Below are 18662 nucleotides of genomic sequence, written 5' to 3'. Positions count from 1 at the left end.
GCGATTCGATCAATATCATGGTGATCGTTATGCCAACGCGCAGCAATGTGCGCGATAGGTTTGCCATGGTCGATGAAGTCTTCGCCCTCTCGCCGATATCCGCCCGCGCGGCTCAGCCGAACGAGGCCGATTACGAGGCGATCCGCGACGCCTTCATGGAGACGTCCCGAGGCCGCTGGTTCCTCGGCGAATACGCCAAACGCAACCGCAATGCCGACACCAGCATGGTGCTCGACGCCGTGGCCCGCATCGAGCATGCGCTGGCCTCGCAGCGTCAGCAGCAGCAGGAGTTCGAGCAGGCCGACAGCAAGGCGCTGCCCGAGGCGCTGGCCGCGATCCGCGCCACGGTCGAAGACGCCGCACTCGCCGCAGCCTCTGCGGTCGACAGCATGGCCCTTGAGCAGAACCTGGCGCCGGTGCGCAAGGGCATCCGAATCATCAAGGAAATTTCCTGGCGCTGGCGCGAGATCGGCGCCGATTCCCGGATCTGCGACCTGATCGATTCACAGGTCACATCGATCGAGGCCGCGTGCGACCAGCTTGCGAGTGCCGACCCCAAGGTCGCACTGCTTGCGGCCTTCGAGATCATCAAGACGCAGCTGAAGGAGCTCGACGCGGCGGAAGCAAGCGTTCCGGCCGCGGCTGACGAGATCAAGCCGGCGACCGAGTCCGCCACCCCGCCAGTACCTGATGTCGCATCGGGTCCGGCTGCGGAGGCGACGGTCTCGGCTGAGCCGCAGGTGGCTTCGGGGCCGTTGCCCGTGCCGGAACAGACGGAGGCGGCCCAAGCCGGGCCCGAGATGACCATTCCGCTCGTTGCAGCGGTGGCCGCGATCGAATCGGTCGAGACATCCTCCGGCGCTGACACCGTGATCATGGCGGCCGCAGCGGTTGAAGCCAGGATGGTCGACGCCGAAGCTGTGGCGGCGGTGCAGCCCCCCAAGGTCGCAACCGAGCCATCGGTGGACGAAGCCCTTCTCGAAATCGAGCAGCACGCCGCGGCAGCCCTGGATGACGCCGTCGCCGCAGAAGCCCACGACGACGCCATCCTGAAATTGGTCGCGGCGGAGATGGGTGCCCCCGATCCGATCGACGATGAGGAGTTCAGCCGGACCAGGACGCTCGGCTTCGACATTGAGGAGCCAACCTCGGTCGACGACGACATCGTCGCGAGCTTCAGCGAGCCAGCGCCGTCGGAGCCGGATCTCGCGCTGACCACGGCAGAAGCCCCGGTTGCCACGGCGGCGCCGACTCCCGCTGCGCCCACGATGTCTGCCCCGCCAATGTATGCCCCGCCGATGCCGGCCCCGCCCGCGGCGGCCCCGCGCATGGCCTCGCCTCCAGCCCCGGCGCCAGTCCCCAGCGTGCCTGTATCGGCACCGCTTCCGGAGGCGATCACCATCGAGACCCTGGCCGCCGTGGCGGCTGCGGTCGCAGCTCAATCTCCCGCAGCGGCGCAGGCCGACGTTGCGCCGAGCCAGCAGGTCCGCCCGACCGCCGCCGCGGCTCACAGCACCAGCGCATCCGCGATGCCCAGGCCTGCCTACGAGCCGTCGCTGGGATCGACGCTCCTGTCGAACGGCCTTCTGCAGCGGCCACAGGCGCCCGCCAATGACTTGCTGGCGCCGATCCGTCGCATGACCCAGCCTGAGAAGATCGCATTCTTCTCGTAGGGCGAGAGCGTCTCGGCCACCTCCTGTCGAACCTCGATTACTGAGCACCGAAAGGTGACGCGTTGATAGGTGACGCGGATCACGTACGCTGCTGCGTGATCTGCGTAGCCTGATCCTCAAGCCATTCGCTTGGCGCATGCTCGAGGAGAACGCCGTGTCCGTTCCGAAATTTCGCGCTGTAACATCCGCCTGGAAATCCCTGCTCATGTCCGCGCTGCTGGGCCTGATGGCCTGGATCGGCCCGAACTCGGCGTTCGCTGCCGGCAGTGAGATCGACGACCTTCACACGCCACCGCGCGCGCTGGCAGCTCCCTCACCTGCAAAGGAGAGCAACACCCCCGCAGCGATCCCTCAAGGAGCCGAGCCACGCGTCGCACTCGTGATCGGCAATGCGAGCTATCAGAACGCGCCACCGCTGGAGAACCCGGACAACGACGCCCATGCTGTCGCCAAGCTGTTGAACTCGGCCGGCTTCGAGGTGATCACGGCGACCGACCTGACGCAGAACGAGATGCTCAAGGTCGTCCAGGATTTTTCGAGCCGGGTGGCAGCAAACGGCCCGAACACCGTGGCAATGGTCTACTACGCCGGCCACGGGGTTCAGCTCGCGGGCGAGAACTATCTGATCCCGATCGATGCCCGTATCTCAGCGCCCTCCGACCTGACGACGGGGACGATCCGTCTGGTGGACCTGATGGCAACGCTCGACGCCATCCCGAGCCGCATGCGGATCGTCGTGCTGGACGCCTGCCGCAACAATCCATTCCCTGCCATCAACGATGCCGGACGCGGACTTGCCATCGTCGACGCACCGAACGGCTCCATCCTCGGATATTCGACCTCGCCTGGCGAGGAGGCGCTCGACGGGCGTGGCGAGCACAGCCCGTACGCGCAGGCTTTCCTCAACCTGGCGCGGCAGCCGAACCTGCCGATCGAGCAATTGTTCAAGCGCATCCGCCTGCAGGTGAACCAGACCACCGACGGCCGGCAGACGCCGTGGGAAAGCTCGTCGTTGACCAGTGATTTCACCTTCTTCGGCGAATCCCTGGTTGCCGCAGCGCGCGCCCCGGAGAACGCGCCGGTGGTGCAGATGGCCGCCGACCTGCCGAGCCGTTCCGTGCGGCAGGCCTATGACTACGTGCTGTCGGAGAACCGTCCGCAATATTATCGCGAATTCATCGAGATGTACCCACGCGATCCGCTCGCCGACCGCATCCGCGCACTGCTCGCTGGCCTCGTGCAGGCCGCAGCGTGGCACCAGGCCGTGCTGGCGAACTCGCCGGCCGCCTATCAGAGCTTCCGCGAATCCTACGCCGACAGCCCATATGCGCCAGTCGCGCTGCGGCTGCAGGGACAGCCTCGGCCCATCCCCGTGCTGCAACCGGGCCGTCTCATCATGCCACCGCAACTGGCGCCGATTGCGCGACCGTTCAATCCCGGCGCCCAGATCCAGAGCCATCCAGGCCCGCAACCGAAGCTGCCGGCCACCACCGTGCCGCCGCGCGGACCGCTGCCGCCAACGGTCGTCACGAGAGGCAATGCCATCAACAACGCGGGTCCCAACAAGGCCGTCGATCCCAGGCCAGTCGCTCAGACCAAGTTGCGGGACAGGATCATGCCGCCGGCAAATCCGCCTGTCGCCGCGAAGATCCAGCGCGATTCACTGAAGCGCAGTCCTGGGCGGCCATTCGACACCCGCGAGGTCCGGCATCCCTTCCCCGGCAATTCCGGACCGTTCAAGCCGAACATCAACGCGTCGCGTCCGTCGATGGCGCGTGGCCAAGGAGGGATGCAGGGCGGCCCGACGCGGGGCACGCCGCACGTCGCGCAGTCCGGACTGCGGATCGGCGGTGGGGGATCTGCAAAAGGCGGCCTCAGCTTTCACTGAGGCTTGATCGTCAGGCGATCAGCCTGGCGTAGAGCTCAGCATCGACATTGCCGCCGGACAAAACGATCACCACCGTCTTGCCCGCCACATCCAGCCGGCCGGCCAGCAATGCCGCAAGCCCGACCGAACCACCGGGCTCGACCACGAGCTTCAGCTCCCGGAAGGCAAAGCCGACCGCGCGCCCCACCTCCTCATCCGAGGCCTCGACCGCAGCCGATAGCAGTTGGCTGTTGATCGCGAAGGTGATCTCGCCCGGAATCGCCGCCATCAGCGCGTCGCAGATGGTGCGTCCCTTCGCATCATGGGCCTCGCGGTGGCCGGCCCGCAGCGAGCGCGCATGGTCGTCAAAGCCCTTGGGCTCAGCCACGACCATCCGGGTGCTCGGAAAATGCGCCTTCACCGCGGTCGAGACGCCGGCAAGCAGGCCACCGCCCGAAGCCGGGACGATCACCAGATCCGGCGACAGGCCGAGCGCCGCAAGGTCCTCGGCGATTTCACGACCGACGGTGCCCTGCCCTGCGATGACGTGGGGATCGTCATAGGGCGGCACCACCGTCGAGCCGCGCTTTGCTGCGATGTCGCGCGCGATCGCTTCGCGGTCCTCGCGATCGCGATCATAGAGCACGACCTCGGCACCGAACGCCTTGGTGCGCTCGCGCTTGGCCGCCGGCGCATCCGAGGGCATCACGATCGTGGCGTCCATGCCCAGCAATGTGGCGGCATGGGCGACGCCCTGCGCATGATTGCCGGAGGAGAATGCGACGACGCCGTTGCCGCGCGCTGCTTGCGGGATCGACGCCAGTTTGTTGTAGGCGCCGCGGAACTTGAACGAGCCGGTCCGTTGCAGCACCTCCGGCTTCACGAAGACGTTCGCCTTGAACTGCTCGCTCAGCACGGGAGCCGGCAGCAGCGGAGTCCGCACTGCCACGGGCGCGAGGACGCGTGCCGCCGCATCGATGTCGGCGGCGGTCACGGGCAGGATTGGGGAATGAGCTGTCATGCCCCTATTTTACCGCGCCCGATTGCCGAGAGGCAAGGGAGCCGGTGTCAGGCGGCGCGGGCGGCCAGTTGGGGAACCGGCGCGCGCTGCCGCAGCGGATCGGTCCAGGTGAGGATCTCGAAGCGGCCGTCCTCGTGCTCGACCAGCGCCGTGCAGCTCTCGACCCAGTCGCCGCAATTCATGTAGCGAATGTCGTCCTGATCGCGGATGACAGCGCAATGGATGTGGCCGCAGATCACGCCGTCAGCGCCATGCCTTCGCGCCTCGGAGGCCAGCGCCGTCTCGAACGCGCCGATGTAGTTCACCGCGTTCTTGACCTTCTGCTTGGCCCATTGCGACAGCGACCAATAGGGAACGCCGAACATGCGACGGAAGAAGTTGACCAGACGGTTCATCTGGATCGCGAAGTCATAGGCCTTGTCGCCGAGATGGGCGAGCCAGCGCGCGTTCTGCACGACCAGATCAAAGATGTCGCCGTGGATCACCAGATAGCGTTTGCCGTCAGCGCCGGTGTGGACGATGTTCTCGACGACATCGATGCCGCCGAAATGCGTGCCGTAATAACCGCGCAGGAACTCGTCGTGATTGCCGGGGATATAGACGATCTTGGCGCCCTTGCGCGCCTTGCGCAGCATCTTCTGCACCAGGTCGTTATGCGACTGCGGCCAATGCCAGCTCGATTTGAGCGCCCAGCCGTCGATGATGTCGCCGACCAGATAGATCGTATCTGCATCATGGTGGCGCAGGAAATCGACGAGGAGATTGGCCTGCGAGCCGCGGGCTCCGAGATGAACGTCCGAGATGAACAACGTCCGAAAGCGCCGAGCCGGGCTTTCTTCACCAGCAGTCTCAAGTCCCATGCGCGCCCACCTAACAGTCCCTGATGACACCGCGATGACGAAACGCCGCACCGGCAGAACCCATCCTGCCGGACCGCGACCGGACACCGCTCGTTCGACGACTCGCGACGTCCTTCGTCACTGCCCCGCGATACCAGCGGGGTGCGACAATCAGGCGACAGGCGGGCGGCGCGAACAGGGAAAATCAGCCTCCTATCTCGGCACGGTGACGACGCGCAGATTGTTGGTGGTGCCGGCCCGCGCGAACGGGATGCCGGCGACGACGACGAGCAGGTCGCCGGCTTCAGCGAACTCCTCCTGCACGGCGAAGAAGGTCGCGCGCTCGACCATCTCCTCGTAACTCTGCACGTCCTGCGACAGCACGCTGTGCGCGCCCCACAGCAGGCACATGCGCCGCGAGGTGTCCTCGTTCGGCGTGATCGCCAGAATCGGCAGGCTCGGCCGCTTGCGCGCAACGCGCGAGGCCGAGGTTCCGCTCGACGTATAGGCCACGATCGCCCTGGCGTGGATCGCCGAGGCGAGATCGGCCGCCGCGGTTGCCACCGCATGCGGCGGCGTCTGCTCCTCGCCCGGCTGCGTCGCCTCGACGATCGAGCGATACATCTTGTGGCCTTCGGTGGCCTTGATGATGCTGTCCATCATCGCCACCGCCTCGCGCGGGTATTGGCCGCTGGCAGACTCCGCCGACAGCATCACCGCGTCGGCGCCGTCATAGATCGCAGTGGCGACGTCCGAGACCTCGGCGCGCGTCGGCGTCGGCGTCGCCACCATCGAATCCAGCATCTGCGTCGCGACGATCACCGGCTTCACGGCGAGCCGGCAGGCACGCACCAGCTCCTTCTGCTTGCCCGGCACGTCCTCGTTGGGAATCTCGACGCCGAGATCGCCGCGCGCGACCATGATCGCGTCCGACAACTGGATGATGTCGTCGATCCGCTCCAGCGCCGCCGGCTTCTCGATCTTGGACATGATGCCGGCGCGGCCGTTGATGAGGCCCCTCGCCTCAAGCACGTCCGACGGCTTCTGCACGAACGACAGCGCCACCCAGTCGACGCCGAGCTCGAGCCCGAAGGCGAGATCGGAGCGGTCCTTGGCCGTCAGCGGCGACAGCTCCAGAATGGTGCCCGGCAGATTGACGCCCTTGTGATTGGAAATCGCGCCGCTGACGATCACCTTGGCCTCGATCCAGTCGTCGCCAAGGCCGGTGACGCGGACGCGCACGCGGCCGTCATCGATCAGAAGATCGTGACCGGGCGAGACCGCCGCAAAGATTTCCGGATGCGGCAACGGAATCGATGTCTTGTCGCCCTCGGTGCCGTTGAGGACAAATCGAATCGTCTCGCCGACTTCGACCTGGATCTTCTTGTCGCGCAGAGTGCCGACGCGAATCTTAGGACCCTGCAGATCCATCAAGATGCCGATCGGCCGCTGCACTTCCTTCTCGAGCGCGCGGATCGCGGCATGGACCTTGGCGTGATCGGCCTGGGTGCCGTGGCTGAAGTTGAGACGAAAGGTGTCCACACCGGCGAGGAACAGCGCTTTCAGCATCTCCGGAGAATTGCTCGCGGGACCGACAGTCGCAACGATCTTGGCTCGACGGTGACGACGCATGATGTGTCCTTTCTCCTTAAGCCGTGTCTCGCGTCTCTATGACACGCATGTGATTGGCATGCGCGGACGCAGCGGAAGCGCTGATATACGCCCCGCAGCGTCCATTGCAAGCGCGACACGGAACACGCCAGAATTGTGCAAGAGAACGGCACGCCTCAGGCGTTGGAGCCGTGGATCGCGTCGATGACGGCGTCGGTCACCTGCTTGGTCGTCGCCGTGCCGCCAACATCGGGGGTCAGGATGCCGGCTGCACAGACTTTCTCGACCGCAGCCATCAGCCGCGCGGCCGCGTCCGTCTCGCCGAGATGCTCGAGCATTTGCGCGCCGGTCCAGAACGTCGCGACCGGGTTGGCGATGCCCTTTCCGGTGATATCGAACGCCGAACCATGGATCGGCTCGAACATCGACGGGAAGCGCCGCTCCGGATCGATGTTGCCGGTCGGCGCCACGCCGAGGCTGCCGGCCAGCGCGCCGGCGAGATCGGACAGAATGTCGGCATGCAGATTGGTCGCCACGATGGTGTCGAGGCTCTTCGGCTGCAAGGTCATGCGCACGGTCATCGCATCGACCAGCATCTTGTCCCAGGTCACGTCGGGGAATTCGCGCGCCACTTCGGCGGCGATCTCGTCCCACATCACCATGCCGTGCCGCTGCGCATTCGACTTGGTGACGACGGTGAGGAACTTGCGCGGCCGCGACTGCGCCAGCTTGAACGCGTAGCGCATGATGCGGGTGACGCCGACGCGGGTGAAGACGGCGACCTCGGTGCCCACCTCCTCCGGCAGGCCGCGGTGCGCGCGGCCGCCCATGCCGGCATATTCGCCCTCGGAATTCTCGCGCACGATCACCCAGTCGAGATCGCCGACGCCGACATTGCGCAAGGGCGAGGCCACACCGGGCAGGATCTTGGTCGGCCGCACATTGGCGTACTGATCGAAGCCCTGGCAGATCGGCAGTCGTAACCCCCACAGCGTGATGTGGTCGGGCACGTCGGGAGCGCCGACCGCGCCGAAATAGATCGCGTCGAACTTCTTCAGCTCGGCGAGGCCGTCGGCCGGCATCATCACGCCGTGCTTCTTGTAGTAGTCCGAGCCCCAGTCGAAGGTCTTGACGTTGAAGCTGATGTCGCCCGAGCGCTTGGCGAGCGCCTCGAGCACACGGACACCTTCGGAGATGACCTCGGGGCCGATGCCGTCGGCGGGAATCGCGGCGATGGAATGGGTGCGCATGAAAGGGCTCCGTGTGATGGGTCAGGATTGCGTGGCCGCAGCGGCCTTTGCACGTTGAGAACGTGACAGCAACAGGGTCAGCACCGCCGATACCACCAGCAGCCCGGCGACGAAATAGAGCCCGCCGTTGAAGCTGCCGGTCTGGTCCTTGATCCAGCCGATCATCGCTGGACCGACGAAGCCGCCGAGATTGCCGATCGAGTTGATGGTCGCGATGCCCGCCGCGGCGGCCGAGCCGGACAGGAACATGGTGGGCATGCTCCACAGCGGCGGCTTCGAGGAGGAGATGCCGACATTGACGAGCGTGAGCGCGGCGAGCACGGCGGCGACACTGGTCGACAGCCCGGCCAGCCAGAGCCCGACGGCGGCGACGACGCAGGCCAGCACGACGTGCCAGGTGCGCTCGGCGGTGCGGTCGGAATGGCGCGCCCACAGGATCATGACGACCACGGCCACGGTCGGTGGCACCGCGTTGAGGAAGCCGACGGCGAACGACGACAGGCCGAACTGCTTGATGATCTGCGGCGCCCAGACGCCGAGCGTGTAGAGGCCGGCCGAGGTGCCGAAATAGACCAGCGCGAGCGCGAGCACGCGGATGTCGGCCAACCCGCGCCAGATGCTGTGGCTGGCGGTGGCGGCCTTGCTCGCCAGCTCGGCATTCATCGTGCGCACCAGCCAGTCGCGCTCGTCGTCGGCGAGCCAGCGCGCCTGCTCCGGACGATCGGTCATGTAGGCGAGCACGACGAAGCCGAGTAGCACCGCCGGCAGCGCCTCGATCAGGAACAGCCACTGCCAGCCCTTGAAGCCGAGAATGCCGTCCATCTCCAGCAGCGCGCCTGAAACCGGAGAGCCGAGAACCGTGGAGAGCGGCGCGGCGGCCATGAACAGCGCGGTGACGGCTGCGCGCTGGCGGGCCGGGAACCAGTAGGAGAGATAGAGGATGATTCCGGGGAAGAAGCCTGCTTCCGCAGCACCAAGCAGGAAGCGCAACACATAGAAGCTCGTCGGTCCCTGCACGAACGCCATCGCGCCGGAGACGATGCCCCAGGTGATCATGACCCGCGCGATCCAGATGCGGGCGCCGAACTTGTCCAGCGCGAGGTTGGAGGGGACCTCGAACAGGAAATAGCCCCAGAAGAAGATGCCGGCACCGAAGCCATAGGCCGAGGCTGAAAGCCCGATATCCTTGTTCATGGTCAGCGCAGCGAAGCCGACGTTGACGCGGTCGATGAAGGCTACGAAGTAGAGCAGCATGATGAAGGGCACGATGCGCAACGTGATCCTGCGCAGCACGCGCATCTCCAGCTCTCCGGCCATCGTCACCTCCCTGTCGCCCTGTTGTCGTTGATCCGACCACCGTAGGCGGCGAAAGGGACTGGCTTCAATGCCGGCGGTATTATACAAAAAAATGATATAATCGCGCGTCGTAAGGCACCCTCTCGATGGAATTGCACCAGCTCCGCTGCTTCGTCGCCGCCGCCGAGGAACTGCATTTTGGAAAAGCCGCGCAACGGCTGCAGATGCTGCCGTCGGCGCTGGGACGCCAGATCAAGCTGCTGGAAGAAGATCTCGCAACGCCGCTGTTCGCGAGAACCACGCGCGCGGTGTCGCTGACCGAGCATGGCGCGACGCTGCTGCGCGACGCCCGCGCCATCCTGGCGCGGGTCGAGGCGGTCGAGACCGGCTTCCGCCGCCGCGCGCGCGGCACCGGAGCGCAGCGACTGCGCGTCGGGGCCATCGACAGCGCAGCCGCCGGCCTGCTGCCGCAGCTGCTGCATGATTTTCGTGACAGGCATCCGGGGATCGCGGTGCAGATCATGGAGGAGAAGACGATCCGGCTGCTGCCGAAGATCCTCTCCGGCGCACTCGACCTCGCCTTCGTCAGGCCGCCCGAGCGCGCCGACCCGCGGCTCGAATTCCGCGCCCTGCTCAGCGAGAGCGCCGTGGTGGCGCTGCCGCAGCGGCATCGGCTGGCGTCGCGCGCCTCGGTCTCGCTGGCCGACATTGCGGACCAGCCGCTGATCGTGCCGGACAGGAGATCGCGGCCGCACAGCCACGACCTCACCATGAAGCTGTTCGCCCAGGCCGGGCTGTCGCCCGACGTGGCGCAGGTCGCCGACGAGAAGCAGACCATCGTCCATCTCGTCGGCGCGCGGCTCGGCATCGCCATCGTGCCGCGCTGGACCGCACGGCTGGCGGTGTCCGGCGTGCGCTTCGTGCCGCTGCGCCTGAAGCGCGGCAGCAGCGCCGGACGGCTGCCGCTGGCCGCGGCCTGGCTGCGCGGCTCGCGCGATCCGGCGCGCGAGGCCATGCTCGGCGTGCTCGATGCGCGGCTCGGGAAATATGCGCGCGGCGCTTGAACTGCGGCGATCCGCGGAGAGCAGACGATGCCGCGACATCTCGGCCTCATGGTTCGAGACGCGCGCCAAGCGGCGCGCTCCTCACCATGAGGGTTGAGCCTTTTCGCCGAGAGGGTTGCAGAGAGGAATGGAGCTTGGGCCACGCTCACACCCCTCGTTCCGCAACGACAGCCCTCGTCCTGAGGAGCGCGCCGCTTGGCGCGCGTCTCGAAGGACGGGCGGCACGCGTGGTTGCCCCACTTCTTGCTCAACTGCGATTTCCCCCTACCCCGGCAGCGGCGCCTCCGCGATGTCGAGCAGCGCGCCCAGTCCGTGGCGCAGGCTGCGCATCGGCTGCTGCTCCGAGGACAGGCCGAGCGCCAGCAGCGAGCGGCCCGTGACCTCGTAGACATGGCCGAACGGCAGCGACTGGAGCTGGGCGTCCGGCTGGTTGGTGTCGAGCAGCGCGAGCCAATTGTGCCCCTCCGGAACCGAGGGCAGCGTGAAGTTCACGACGTCGAAATGCGCATTGTAGATCAGCAGCAGCGTCGCGTCCGAGCCGCGGCGCTTGACGCCGGTCTCCTGGGCGCGGCCGTCGAGCAGCATGCCGAAGCAGCGCGCGTTGTCGTCGGTCCACTGCTCGGTCGCCATCTCCTCGCCCGACGGATCGAGCCAGGTCACGTCGTTGACGCCGAGGTCCTCATTGTGCGAGCCGATCAGGAAGCGGCTGCGATAGAGGATCGGAAACGCCTTGCGCATGGCGATCAGCTTGCGCGTGAATTCGCGCAACGCCCGCCCCTGCGGCGTGATGCCCATCCAGTCGAGCCAGGTCGTCTCATTGTCCTGCGCATAGGCGTTGTTGGTGCCGTTCTGGGTATGGCCGAACTCGTCGCCGGCGAGCAGCATCGGCGTGCCATGCGACAGCAGCATCGTGGCCAGCAGATTGCGCTTCTGGCGCTCGCGCAACGCGGTGATCTCGGGGTCGTCGGTCGGTCCCTCGACGCCGCAATTCCAGGAGTGGTTGTTGCTGTGGCCGTCGCGATTATCCTCGCCATTGGCCTCGTTGTGCTTGTCGTTGTAGGAGACGAGGTCGTTGAGGTTGAAGCCGTCATGCGCGGTGATGAAGTTCACGCTCGCCCAGGGGCGGCGGCCGCGCTTGTTGAACAGATCGCCCGAGCCGGAGATGCGCTTGGCGAAATCGGCGAGCGTGCCGCCATCGCCCTTCCAGAACGCACGCGCGGTGTCGCGGAACTTGTCGTTCCATTCCGCCCAGCCCGGTGGAAACTGGCCGACCTGATAGCCGCCCGGACCGATGTCCCAGGGCTCGGCGATCAGCTTGACGCTCGACAGCACAGGGTCCTGACGACAGGCATCCAGGAAGCTGCCGCCCTCGTCGAAGCCATAGGGCTCGCGCGCCAGGATGGTGGCGAGATCGAAGCGGAAGCCGTCGACCCGCATCTCGGTCGCCCAATAGCGCAAGGAGTCCGCGACGAGCTGCAGCACGCGCTGGTGCGACAGGTTCACCGTATTGCCGGTGCCGGTGTCGTTGATGTAGTAGCGTTTCTGGTCCGGCATCAGCCGGTAGTAGCTGGCATTGTCGATGCCTTTGAAAGACAAGGTCGGCCCGAGCTCGTTGCCTTCGGCGGTGTGGTTGTAAACCACGTCGAGGATCACCTCGATGCCGTTGGCGTGGAACTGGTTGACCATGGTCTTGAATTCGGTCGCGAACGGCGTCTTCAGATAGCGCGGCTCCGGTGCGAAGAAGCCGATCGAATTGTAGCCCCAGTAGTTGCGCAGCCCCTTCTCGACCAGATAGCTGTCGTCGATGAAGGCGTGGATCGGCAACAGCTCGGCCGAGGTGATGCCCAGGGAGCGCAGATAGGCCGGAATGTCCTGATGCGCGAGACCGGCGAAGGTGCCGCGGTCGGCCTCGGGCACCAGCGGATGCAGCTTGGTGAAGCCCTTGACGTGCATCTCGTAGAAGATCGTCCGCTCCCACGGAATTTCCGGCTTACGTGAGGTGCCCCAGGTGAAGGCGGGATCGATGACCCGGCACTTCAGCATCAAGGGCGCACTGTCGCGGTCGTCGAACGACAGGTCCTTGTCGGCATGATCGAGCCGATAGCCGAACAGCTCCGGCCCCCAGCGCAGGTTGCCGACGAGCTGCTTGGCATAGGGGTCGATCACGAGCTTGTTCGGATTGAACCTGTGACCGGCGTCCGGCTCGTAGGGTCCATGCACGCGATAGCCATACACCGTGCCGGGCCGCGCGGCCGGCAGGTAGCCGTGCCAGACCTCGTCGGTGTATTCGGGCAGCTCGATGCGCTCGAGCTCGAACTCGCCGGTGTCGTCGAACAGGCACAGCTCGATCTTGGTCGCATGGGCGGAAAAGATCGCAAAGTTGACGCCGAGCCCGTCCCAGGTGGCGCCGAGCGGAAACGGCCGGCCTTCGCTGATCTTGGTCCTGCGCAGGTTGAATGCGGCCCGCGTCAACGCGTCACCGAGGTCGGTGCGTTGGTCCATCCTTTGCCCCCTTCGTCCGATTCCCCAGATCGATTGCCGGGGGTCTCGATGATCAGCGTCGATTGCTAGGTTGCCGCTGGCGTCTCGTCCGGCACGATCACTTCCGCCTTGGTCTCGGTCACCGTCACCGACGCGATCACAGCTCCTTCCGGCGCTGCCTTCGCGGCTCGCTGCTGCGCGACTTCCTTGGTGATGGCAGCGATGGAGTTGCCGATGCGTTCGACCATCTCGGACAATTCCCCGGGCGACATCTTCAGCCGCTTGGTCACCACGCGGACCTGGGCCTGATCGGTCATGTCGAGCTTGTTGCGGGACGGCTGAATCTTCGGACGGCGCATCGGGAGTCCTCCTGCATGCCAGCTAACCTTGAGTGCGGAATTTGGTTCCCGCGCTCCCTCCCCCTGGGCATCGCCGTGAAGACGTGCGTCACTGCTCTCGCGGCGCTAGGCGCCCAAGTGATGTCATCGGTGTTGCCCCCCGATCAGGCAGAGGGCGCAGGGAATGCCGGGAGCTGGCCGCCCCCATGGCCCGCCTGCAGAAAAAAAGCAGGCGGCAGTCACCACAGGTTCAGCCGAGACATCCCGGCATTCCCCGCGCGATGGTTTTCACGCTTACTTCGCGATCTCCCCGGTGTACCGGCTTGTTAGTCACCGTCGCCCTCGGGATCATCGCCCGAAGACTTGGCGCCAGCATCGGGGCGCCAGGACCACGCGACTTCGCGTCCGCAAGCTGCCGTTCGTCCGCGCGAGTCGCCCCACGCTGCGGCACCCTGCAGCCACCGCATCCCGCGCCCAACGTTCCGTGACGATCGCGAAGCGCCCCTCTCGAGGAGCACGGGATGGAGACAATCAAGCACGATTTCCGAAAAATGGCAACAGATTTATTTTTCTCAGAAATACAGACTAGTTCCGATCAGCCCGAGCAAGCATCGGGCGGCGCGTGCCCGCTCCGTTGACGATTGGGGTCTTGTCAGATCGCAATCGGCGCCTACCGGGGAGGCCGACGGCGGCTTGGCTCAGACGGGCGTTGTGCATAGGGGTTCGGCAAGCACATGGCCGAAATGCCCGCAGCCCCCGCTCTACACGCCTCCCACGACCTGTACTGGCACGAGATTGTGCTGGAACCGCCCCACTCCCATGTCTGGAGGCACACCGGATCAATGCCATCGAACCGTTGAGCTGCGGCCGGAGCGGTTGCAAGCACTGTGATCGAAGTCATGAGGAGAAGCGCGCGCATCATCACACATCATGGCACGAGGCTGATCAATCCGAAAGGGTCTGCCGGCGCGGCGATCTCGAACTCGGGTAAAGCCCTTTGCCGCGGACGACGCTGCCGTAGGCTGGGCAAAGCGACGCCAAAGGCGGCGCGTGCCCACCATCGGCGGCGCTGGGTGCGGGCGGTGGGCACGGCGCGCGCGAAAGCTCGCCCGACAAGGCCTCGCCCCGGCGCGCCTTTGCCCACCCTACGGTCCCTCGTCAATCATGACCGGCCCGGTGACCTTCTTCCGAATGGCCTCGACCGCAATCCTGTCCCGCCCTACCCGAACAGATGCGCCAGCCAGAATGCCGCGCCGGCGGCGAGGCCGCCGACCAGCGCAGTCTGCAGCGCCGACTTGATCTTGTTGACGCCGGTGAAGTGGCCTTTGATGGCGCCGAAGATCAAGAGCGCGATGCCGGTTGCGACCACGGAGATCCGGAGTGCGGACGAGATGTCAGGCGCCAGCATGTAGGGGATCAGCGGGATCAGGCCGCCGATCACGTAGGAGCCGCCGATGGTCACGGCGCTGACCGGCGCGCGCTTCGGATCCGGGCGTTCGAGACCGAGCTCGAAGCGCATCATGAAGTCGACCCAGCGCTTGCGATCGGACGCGATGGCGTCGACCACGGTGGTCAAGGCCTGGCCTTCGAGACCATAGCCGCGGAAGATCGCCGCAACCTCCTCGACCTCGCGGCCGCGAAGGTGCTCGATCTCGTCGTGCTCCCGCTTCTCCTCGGCGGCATAATGCTCGGCGTCGGAGCGGGCGGCGAGATAGCCGCCGAGCCCCATCGCGATCGCGCCGGCGACGACCTCGGCAAGGCCGGCGGTGACGATCACGTCGGTCTTGGCGACCGCAGCCGAGAGACCGGCGGCGAGCGCGAACGGCACGGTGAGCCCGTCGGCCATGCCGATCACGACGTCGCGGACGACTTCCGACGCGGTGAAGTGCTTTTCGATGTGCGGCGTTGCCGGCATGACGGCCTCCGATGGCGTGATCGACGGAAGCCTCTTAGCAGGCCCGGATGACAGGACCGATCACCGCAGTCCCGGCACCATCCGCCGCAGGGTGCGATCGTGCAGCCAGTAATGATGCAGCAGCGCCGCACCGGCGTGCAGGCCGATCAGGATCATCAGGCCATTGGCCAGCGCCTCGTGCATCTCCTTCAAGTCGTGGGCGAAGCCGCGGTCGCCGACCCAGGGTGAGGCGATCTCGAACAGGCCGAACACCGGCAAGCCGTAGCCGCGGGCAAACTGGGTGACGATGCCGAGGACCGGAATGGCGAACATGATGCCGTAGATCAGCAGATGCGTGATCTCGCCGACGTGAACGGTCCACGCGCCGAATTTGGTCGCTTCAGGCGCCGGCGGCGGATCGGCCAGACGCCAGGCCAAGCGCGCGAGCGCAAAGCCCAGCATCGCCAGCCCGAGCGAGACGTGCATGAACAGGCCCGTGTCATGAGAGCCGCGTGGCAGGATGTCGCCGAGATGACCCGAGATCCAGGCCGCCGGCACCAGCACGGCGACGATCCAGTGCAGCCCGATCGCGACGGACCCATACGCCTTGGCGGAATTTCGAATACGCATGATCAGCTTCCTTCGACCATTGGGCACCCCCGCGGTGGCAAGCCGCGTGGGGCGTCATGACCTGAGGCAATAGCTGACCGGGGGCGTCGCGCCGCTGACGCGGGATGTCAGCCTGCTGTCAGAATGGACGGCGCCGGGGTCGCCTGGGACATCGCGGGCTGCGGCCAGCGGAGCGCCGAGACGATGGCCGGCGCGATCGTGATCCTGGCGCCGCCCAGCTCGGAACGGCCGATCTGCAGCCGCCAGCCATAGGCTTCGAGCACGTCCTGCACGATCGCGAGCCCCAGCCCGCTGCCCGGCCCCTGCTCGTCGAGGCGGCCGCCGCGCTCGAGCACGCGGCCGATCTTCGCGTCCGGAATGCCCGGACCGTCATCCTCGACGATGACGATCAGAGGGGTCGCATTCGCGACGATGCGAACCGTGCTCGCCGCATGACGCGCGGCGTTCTCCAGCAGATTGCCGAGCACCTCGGCGAGATCCGTCCGATCCATGGCGACGCTCAGGCCCGGGGGCACCTCGCCATCGAAGCTGACATGGGCGGCCGCCGGCGTGCGGCCGAGCGTCCCGAGCAGCGCATTCACCAAAGGCGCGAGCTCGGTCGCGGCCTCCGGCCCGCCGCGGGCCTTGCCGCGCAGCCGCGCCAGCGCCAGCTCGCGATCAACCTGCCGGCTCATCGCCTCGGCGACATCCTCGATGTTGCGCGCCAGCTCGAGCTGGCCGAGCTCCCACAAGCGCGCGGCGTCGGCCGTGAGGGCGGCGAGCGGCGTCTTGAAGCCGTGAGCGAGATCGGCCGCACGGCTGCGCGAGCGCATGATCTCGCGCTGCTGCGCATCGAGCAACGCGTTGACCTCCTCGACCAGCGGCGCCACCTCGGTCGGCACGTCCACGGGAAGATGCTGGCGCCGACCGCTGCGGATCTCGGCGACGCCACGGCGCAGCACGCCGAGCGGACGCAGGCCGAGAGTGACCTGAACCGACGTGCCGACGGCGAGGATGACGGCCAGCACGGCGAGCGCGATCGACAGATCCTTGGCGAAGGTCAGCACCGCGCTGGTGGCACCGTCGAGGCCGTAGGCCACGGCCGCGCGCACGCGGATCTGGCTTTCCGGATTCATCAGGATGCCGCGCTCGGCGACCAGCACGTGTTCGCCATCCGGCCCGGCGAGCTCATGCTGATGCACGTCGCTCGGTCCGGGCTCGTCGATCGGCAGCGGCAGGATGGTGTCCCACAGCGAGCGCGAGCGCAGCAACTGGCCATGATCGTCCGAGATCTGCCAGTACAGCCCCGACAGCGGCACCACGAAGCGCGGATCGGCCGGCGGCCGCGCGACCACGATGCGCCCTTCCGCATCGACCTCGAGGCCGTTCAGCAATTGGCGCAGGTGAATGTCGAGATCGGAGGCGAGCGTCCGCGCGACGTGGCGCTTGAACAGCACGACCATGCCGAAGCCGGCGACGCCGAGCGCGACCAGCAGCGCGATGGTGCCCGCCGCCACCAGCCGCAGCCGCAGCGAGCCGAGCCTCATTCCGCCGTCTCCGGGATCATGTACCCGAAGCCGCGGCGGGTCTCGATGATGTCGGCGCCGAGCTTCTTGCGGACGCGCCGGATCAGCACCTCGAGCGCGTTGGAATCGTGCTCGTGGCCGAGGCCGTAGACGTTCTCCTCCAGCTCATGCTGCGGCACGACGCGGCCGCTCTGCCGCAGCAGATAGGCGATCAGCCGGTATTCGAGCTGCGACAGCGTCACCGGCACGCCGGACAGGCTGACCTTCATCTGGCGCTCGTCGAGCGTCAGGTCGCCGGACGAGAGCACCGGCGCCGCACGGCCGGCGGACCGCCGCACGATCGCGCGCAATCGCGCCAGCAGCTCCTCGTTGCGAAACGGCTTCGGCAGATAGTCGTCGGCGCCGGCATCGATGCCGTCGACCCGCTCCGCCCAGCTCGCGCGCGCCGTCAGGATCAGCACCGGCATGTGTCGCCCCGCGCCGCGCCAGCGCTTCAGCACCGACAGGCCGTCCATGCCGGGGAGGCCGAGATCGAGGATCACGGCGCCATAATCCTCGGTGTCGCCGAGAAACCAGGCCTGCTCGCCGTTGTCGGACGTTTCGACCAGATAGCCCGCCGCCTGCAGCGTCCGCACCAGGTCGGACGCCAGCCGCGGATCATCCTCGACCAGCAGCACACGCATCTACTTTTCCTCGATCCGTTCGATCTCGCCGCTGCGCGCATCGACATAGACCTCACGCACGCGGCCATCGCGGCCGATCACCCGAAACTCATAGCGCCAACGGCCACGCAGGCGCTCGACATCGATCCCCATCACGTCGCCGGCGACCCGGCCACGCAATCTCGGCAGGATCTGCGACAGCGGCAAGACGTCGCCCGCCTCCACGGCATGACGCATGGCATCACGGCGCTCACGATCATCCTCGCGCGCCACCGTCGCCGCGGACGCAGCCGTAGAGATCAGCATCGCAGATGCCGTGATGCGCATGAACCGTCCAATTTGAGGCAAATGCATGATCCTTCCGGGGCCTGACGCCGTCATCTTCAGAGATCGTCGTCATTCGTTGCGCTCTCGCCACTGGTTCGAATTGCGGGGCACGAATTGCGGAGCATTCGCAAATGCTACCGAGGTGGTGCGGATGATAGTTTGAACTTCCGATGTCGGAATTGCGCATCAGACAGATGCGGGGGT

The 18662-nt window shown here is 66.5% G+C and carries 16 protein-coding genes; 3 read left to right on the top strand and 13 right to left on the bottom strand.

Annotated elements, in window-relative coordinates; all coding sequences use genetic code 11:
* The first annotated feature begins 65 nt into the window (after positions 1–65).
* Together QX051_RS18955 and QX051_RS18950 are read left to right on the top strand one after the other, a co-directional pair.
* Positions 66–1673 (top strand): hypothetical protein, encoded by a 1608-nt coding sequence (locus QX051_RS18955; RefSeq protein WP_315777172.1) that lies wholly within the window; start codon positions 66–68, stop codon positions 1671–1673.
* 154 nt (positions 1674–1827) lie between these two features.
* Positions 1828–3561 carry a caspase family protein gene (locus QX051_RS18950; protein WP_409998112.1) on the top strand — a complete coding sequence of 578 codons (1734 nt, stop codon included), beginning with the start codon at positions 1828–1830 and terminating at the stop codon, positions 3559–3561.
* Positions 3562–3571: 10 nt separating this feature from the next.
* Here QX051_RS18950 and QX051_RS18945 read toward each other — a convergent pair whose 3' ends face one another.
* The 5 genes from QX051_RS18945 to QX051_RS18925 form a co-directional block, all read right to left on the bottom strand.
* Positions 3572–4561 (bottom strand): threonine/serine dehydratase, encoded by a 990-nt coding sequence (locus QX051_RS18945; protein ID WP_315777170.1) that lies wholly within the window; start codon positions 4559–4561, stop codon positions 3572–3574.
* Between the two features lie 47 nt (positions 4562–4608).
* Complete coding sequence (locus tag QX051_RS18940; RefSeq protein WP_315777169.1) at positions 4609–5421, bottom strand: UDP-2,3-diacylglucosamine diphosphatase; 813 nt, start codon at positions 5419–5421, stop codon at positions 4609–4611.
* Between the two features lie 192 nt (positions 5422–5613).
* Complete coding sequence (gene pyk, locus QX051_RS18935) at positions 5614–7032, bottom strand: pyruvate kinase (RefSeq protein ID WP_315738829.1); 1419 nt, start codon at positions 7030–7032, stop codon at positions 5614–5616.
* Between the two features lie 155 nt (positions 7033–7187).
* Positions 7188–8261, bottom strand: a complete 1074-nt coding sequence (locus QX051_RS18930; RefSeq protein ID WP_315777168.1) for a tartrate dehydrogenase — start codon at positions 8259–8261, stop codon at positions 7188–7190.
* Between the two features lie 21 nt (positions 8262–8282).
* Complete coding sequence (locus tag QX051_RS18925) at positions 8283–9578, bottom strand: D-galactonate transporter (protein WP_315738831.1); 1296 nt, start codon at positions 9576–9578, stop codon at positions 8283–8285.
* 125 nt (positions 9579–9703) lie between these two features.
* Between QX051_RS18925 and QX051_RS18920 the strand changes: the two genes are divergently transcribed.
* Positions 9704–10621: a LysR family transcriptional regulator gene (locus tag QX051_RS18920; RefSeq protein ID WP_315777167.1), complete on the top strand. Its 918-nt coding sequence runs from the start codon at positions 9704–9706 to the stop codon at positions 10619–10621.
* A 264-nt stretch (positions 10622–10885) separates the two neighbouring features.
* On the opposite strand, the gene glgX is transcribed toward QX051_RS18920, so the two are convergent.
* The 8 genes from glgX to QX051_RS18880 all read right to left on the bottom strand — a co-directional run bounded on the left by glgX (position 10886) and on the right by QX051_RS18880 (position 18458).
* Positions 10886–13123: a glycogen debranching protein GlgX gene (gene glgX, locus QX051_RS18915; protein WP_315777166.1), complete on the bottom strand. Its 2238-nt coding sequence runs from the start codon at positions 13121–13123 to the stop codon at positions 10886–10888.
* Between the two features lie 65 nt (positions 13124–13188).
* Positions 13189–13461 (bottom strand): DUF3606 domain-containing protein, encoded by a 273-nt coding sequence (locus tag QX051_RS18910; RefSeq protein WP_315738834.1) that lies wholly within the window; start codon positions 13459–13461, stop codon positions 13189–13191.
* Positions 13462–14110: 649 nt separating this feature from the next.
* Complete coding sequence (locus QX051_RS18905) at positions 14111–14359, bottom strand: DUF3551 domain-containing protein (protein ID WP_409998115.1); 249 nt, start codon at positions 14357–14359, stop codon at positions 14111–14113.
* 300 nt (positions 14360–14659) lie between these two features.
* Positions 14660–15355, bottom strand: a complete 696-nt coding sequence (locus tag QX051_RS18900; protein ID WP_315758349.1) for a VIT1/CCC1 transporter family protein — start codon at positions 15353–15355, stop codon at positions 14660–14662.
* 60 nt (positions 15356–15415) lie between these two features.
* Positions 15416–15964 (bottom strand): cytochrome b, encoded by a 549-nt coding sequence (locus QX051_RS18895; RefSeq protein WP_315738837.1) that lies wholly within the window; start codon positions 15962–15964, stop codon positions 15416–15418.
* A gap of 107 nt (positions 15965–16071) precedes the next feature.
* The gene (locus QX051_RS18890; protein WP_315777165.1) at positions 16072–17490 is read right to left on the bottom strand and encodes a HAMP domain-containing sensor histidine kinase; all 1419 of its coding nucleotides are present in this window, start codon (positions 17488–17490) and stop codon (positions 16072–16074) included.
* Positions 17487–18152, bottom strand: a complete 666-nt coding sequence (locus QX051_RS18885) for a response regulator transcription factor (RefSeq protein WP_315773329.1) — start codon at positions 18150–18152, stop codon at positions 17487–17489. Before QX051_RS18885 ends, QX051_RS18890 begins: the two co-directional genes overlap by 4 nt.
* Positions 18153–18458, bottom strand: a complete 306-nt coding sequence (locus QX051_RS18880; protein ID WP_315738841.1) for a PepSY domain-containing protein — start codon at positions 18456–18458, stop codon at positions 18153–18155.
* Positions 18459–18662 lie beyond the last annotated feature (204 nt).

It is taken from the genome of Bradyrhizobium sp. SZCCHNR1053, assembly GCF_032381235.1.
GTDB lineage: Bacteria > Pseudomonadota > Alphaproteobacteria > Rhizobiales > Xanthobacteraceae > Bradyrhizobium.
Note: the sequence above shows the minus strand (reverse complement) of the source record. Positions and strands in the feature narration are given on the sequence as shown.

Excerpts from the sequence above, each read along its gene's own strand:
- QX051_RS18955 (WP_315777172.1), top strand. The coding sequence starts at position 66 with ATGGTCGATGAAGTCTTCGCCCTCTCGCCGATATCCGCCCGCGCGGCT.
- QX051_RS18945 (WP_315777170.1), bottom strand. The coding sequence starts at position 4,561 with ATGACAGCTCATTCCCCAATCCTGCCCGTGACCGCCGCCGACATCGAT.
- QX051_RS18940 (WP_315777169.1), bottom strand. The coding sequence starts at position 5,421 with ATGGGACTTGAGACTGCTGGTGAAGAAAGCCCGGCTCGGCGCTTTCGG.
- pyk (WP_315738829.1), bottom strand. The coding sequence starts at position 7,032 with ATGCGTCGTCACCGTCGAGCCAAGATCGTTGCGACTGTCGGTCCCGCG.
- QX051_RS18930 (WP_315777168.1), bottom strand. The coding sequence starts at position 8,261 with ATGCGCACCCATTCCATCGCCGCGATTCCCGCCGACGGCATCGGCCCC.
- QX051_RS18925 (WP_315738831.1), bottom strand. The coding sequence starts at position 9,578 with ATGGCCGGAGAGCTGGAGATGCGCGTGCTGCGCAGGATCACGTTGCGC.
- QX051_RS18920 (WP_315777167.1), top strand. The coding sequence starts at position 9,704 with ATGGAATTGCACCAGCTCCGCTGCTTCGTCGCCGCCGCCGAGGAACTG.
- glgX (WP_315777166.1), bottom strand. The coding sequence starts at position 13,123 with ATGGACCAACGCACCGACCTCGGTGACGCGTTGACGCGGGCCGCATTC.
- QX051_RS18910 (WP_315738834.1), bottom strand. The coding sequence starts at position 13,461 with ATGCGCCGTCCGAAGATTCAGCCGTCCCGCAACAAGCTCGACATGACC.
- QX051_RS18905 (WP_409998115.1), bottom strand. The coding sequence starts at position 14,359 with ATGCGCGCGCTTCTCCTCATGACTTCGATCACAGTGCTTGCAACCGCT.
- QX051_RS18900 (WP_315758349.1), bottom strand. The coding sequence starts at position 15,355 with ATGCCGGCAACGCCGCACATCGAAAAGCACTTCACCGCGTCGGAAGTC.
- QX051_RS18895 (WP_315738837.1), bottom strand. The coding sequence starts at position 15,964 with ATGCGTATTCGAAATTCCGCCAAGGCGTATGGGTCCGTCGCGATCGGG.
- QX051_RS18890 (WP_315777165.1), bottom strand. The coding sequence starts at position 17,490 with ATGAGGCTCGGCTCGCTGCGGCTGCGGCTGGTGGCGGCGGGCACCATC.
- QX051_RS18885 (WP_315773329.1), bottom strand. The coding sequence starts at position 18,152 with ATGCGTGTGCTGCTGGTCGAGGATGATCCGCGGCTGGCGTCCGACCTG.
- QX051_RS18880 (WP_315738841.1), bottom strand. The coding sequence starts at position 18,458 with ATGCGCATCACGGCATCTGCGATGCTGATCTCTACGGCTGCGTCCGCG.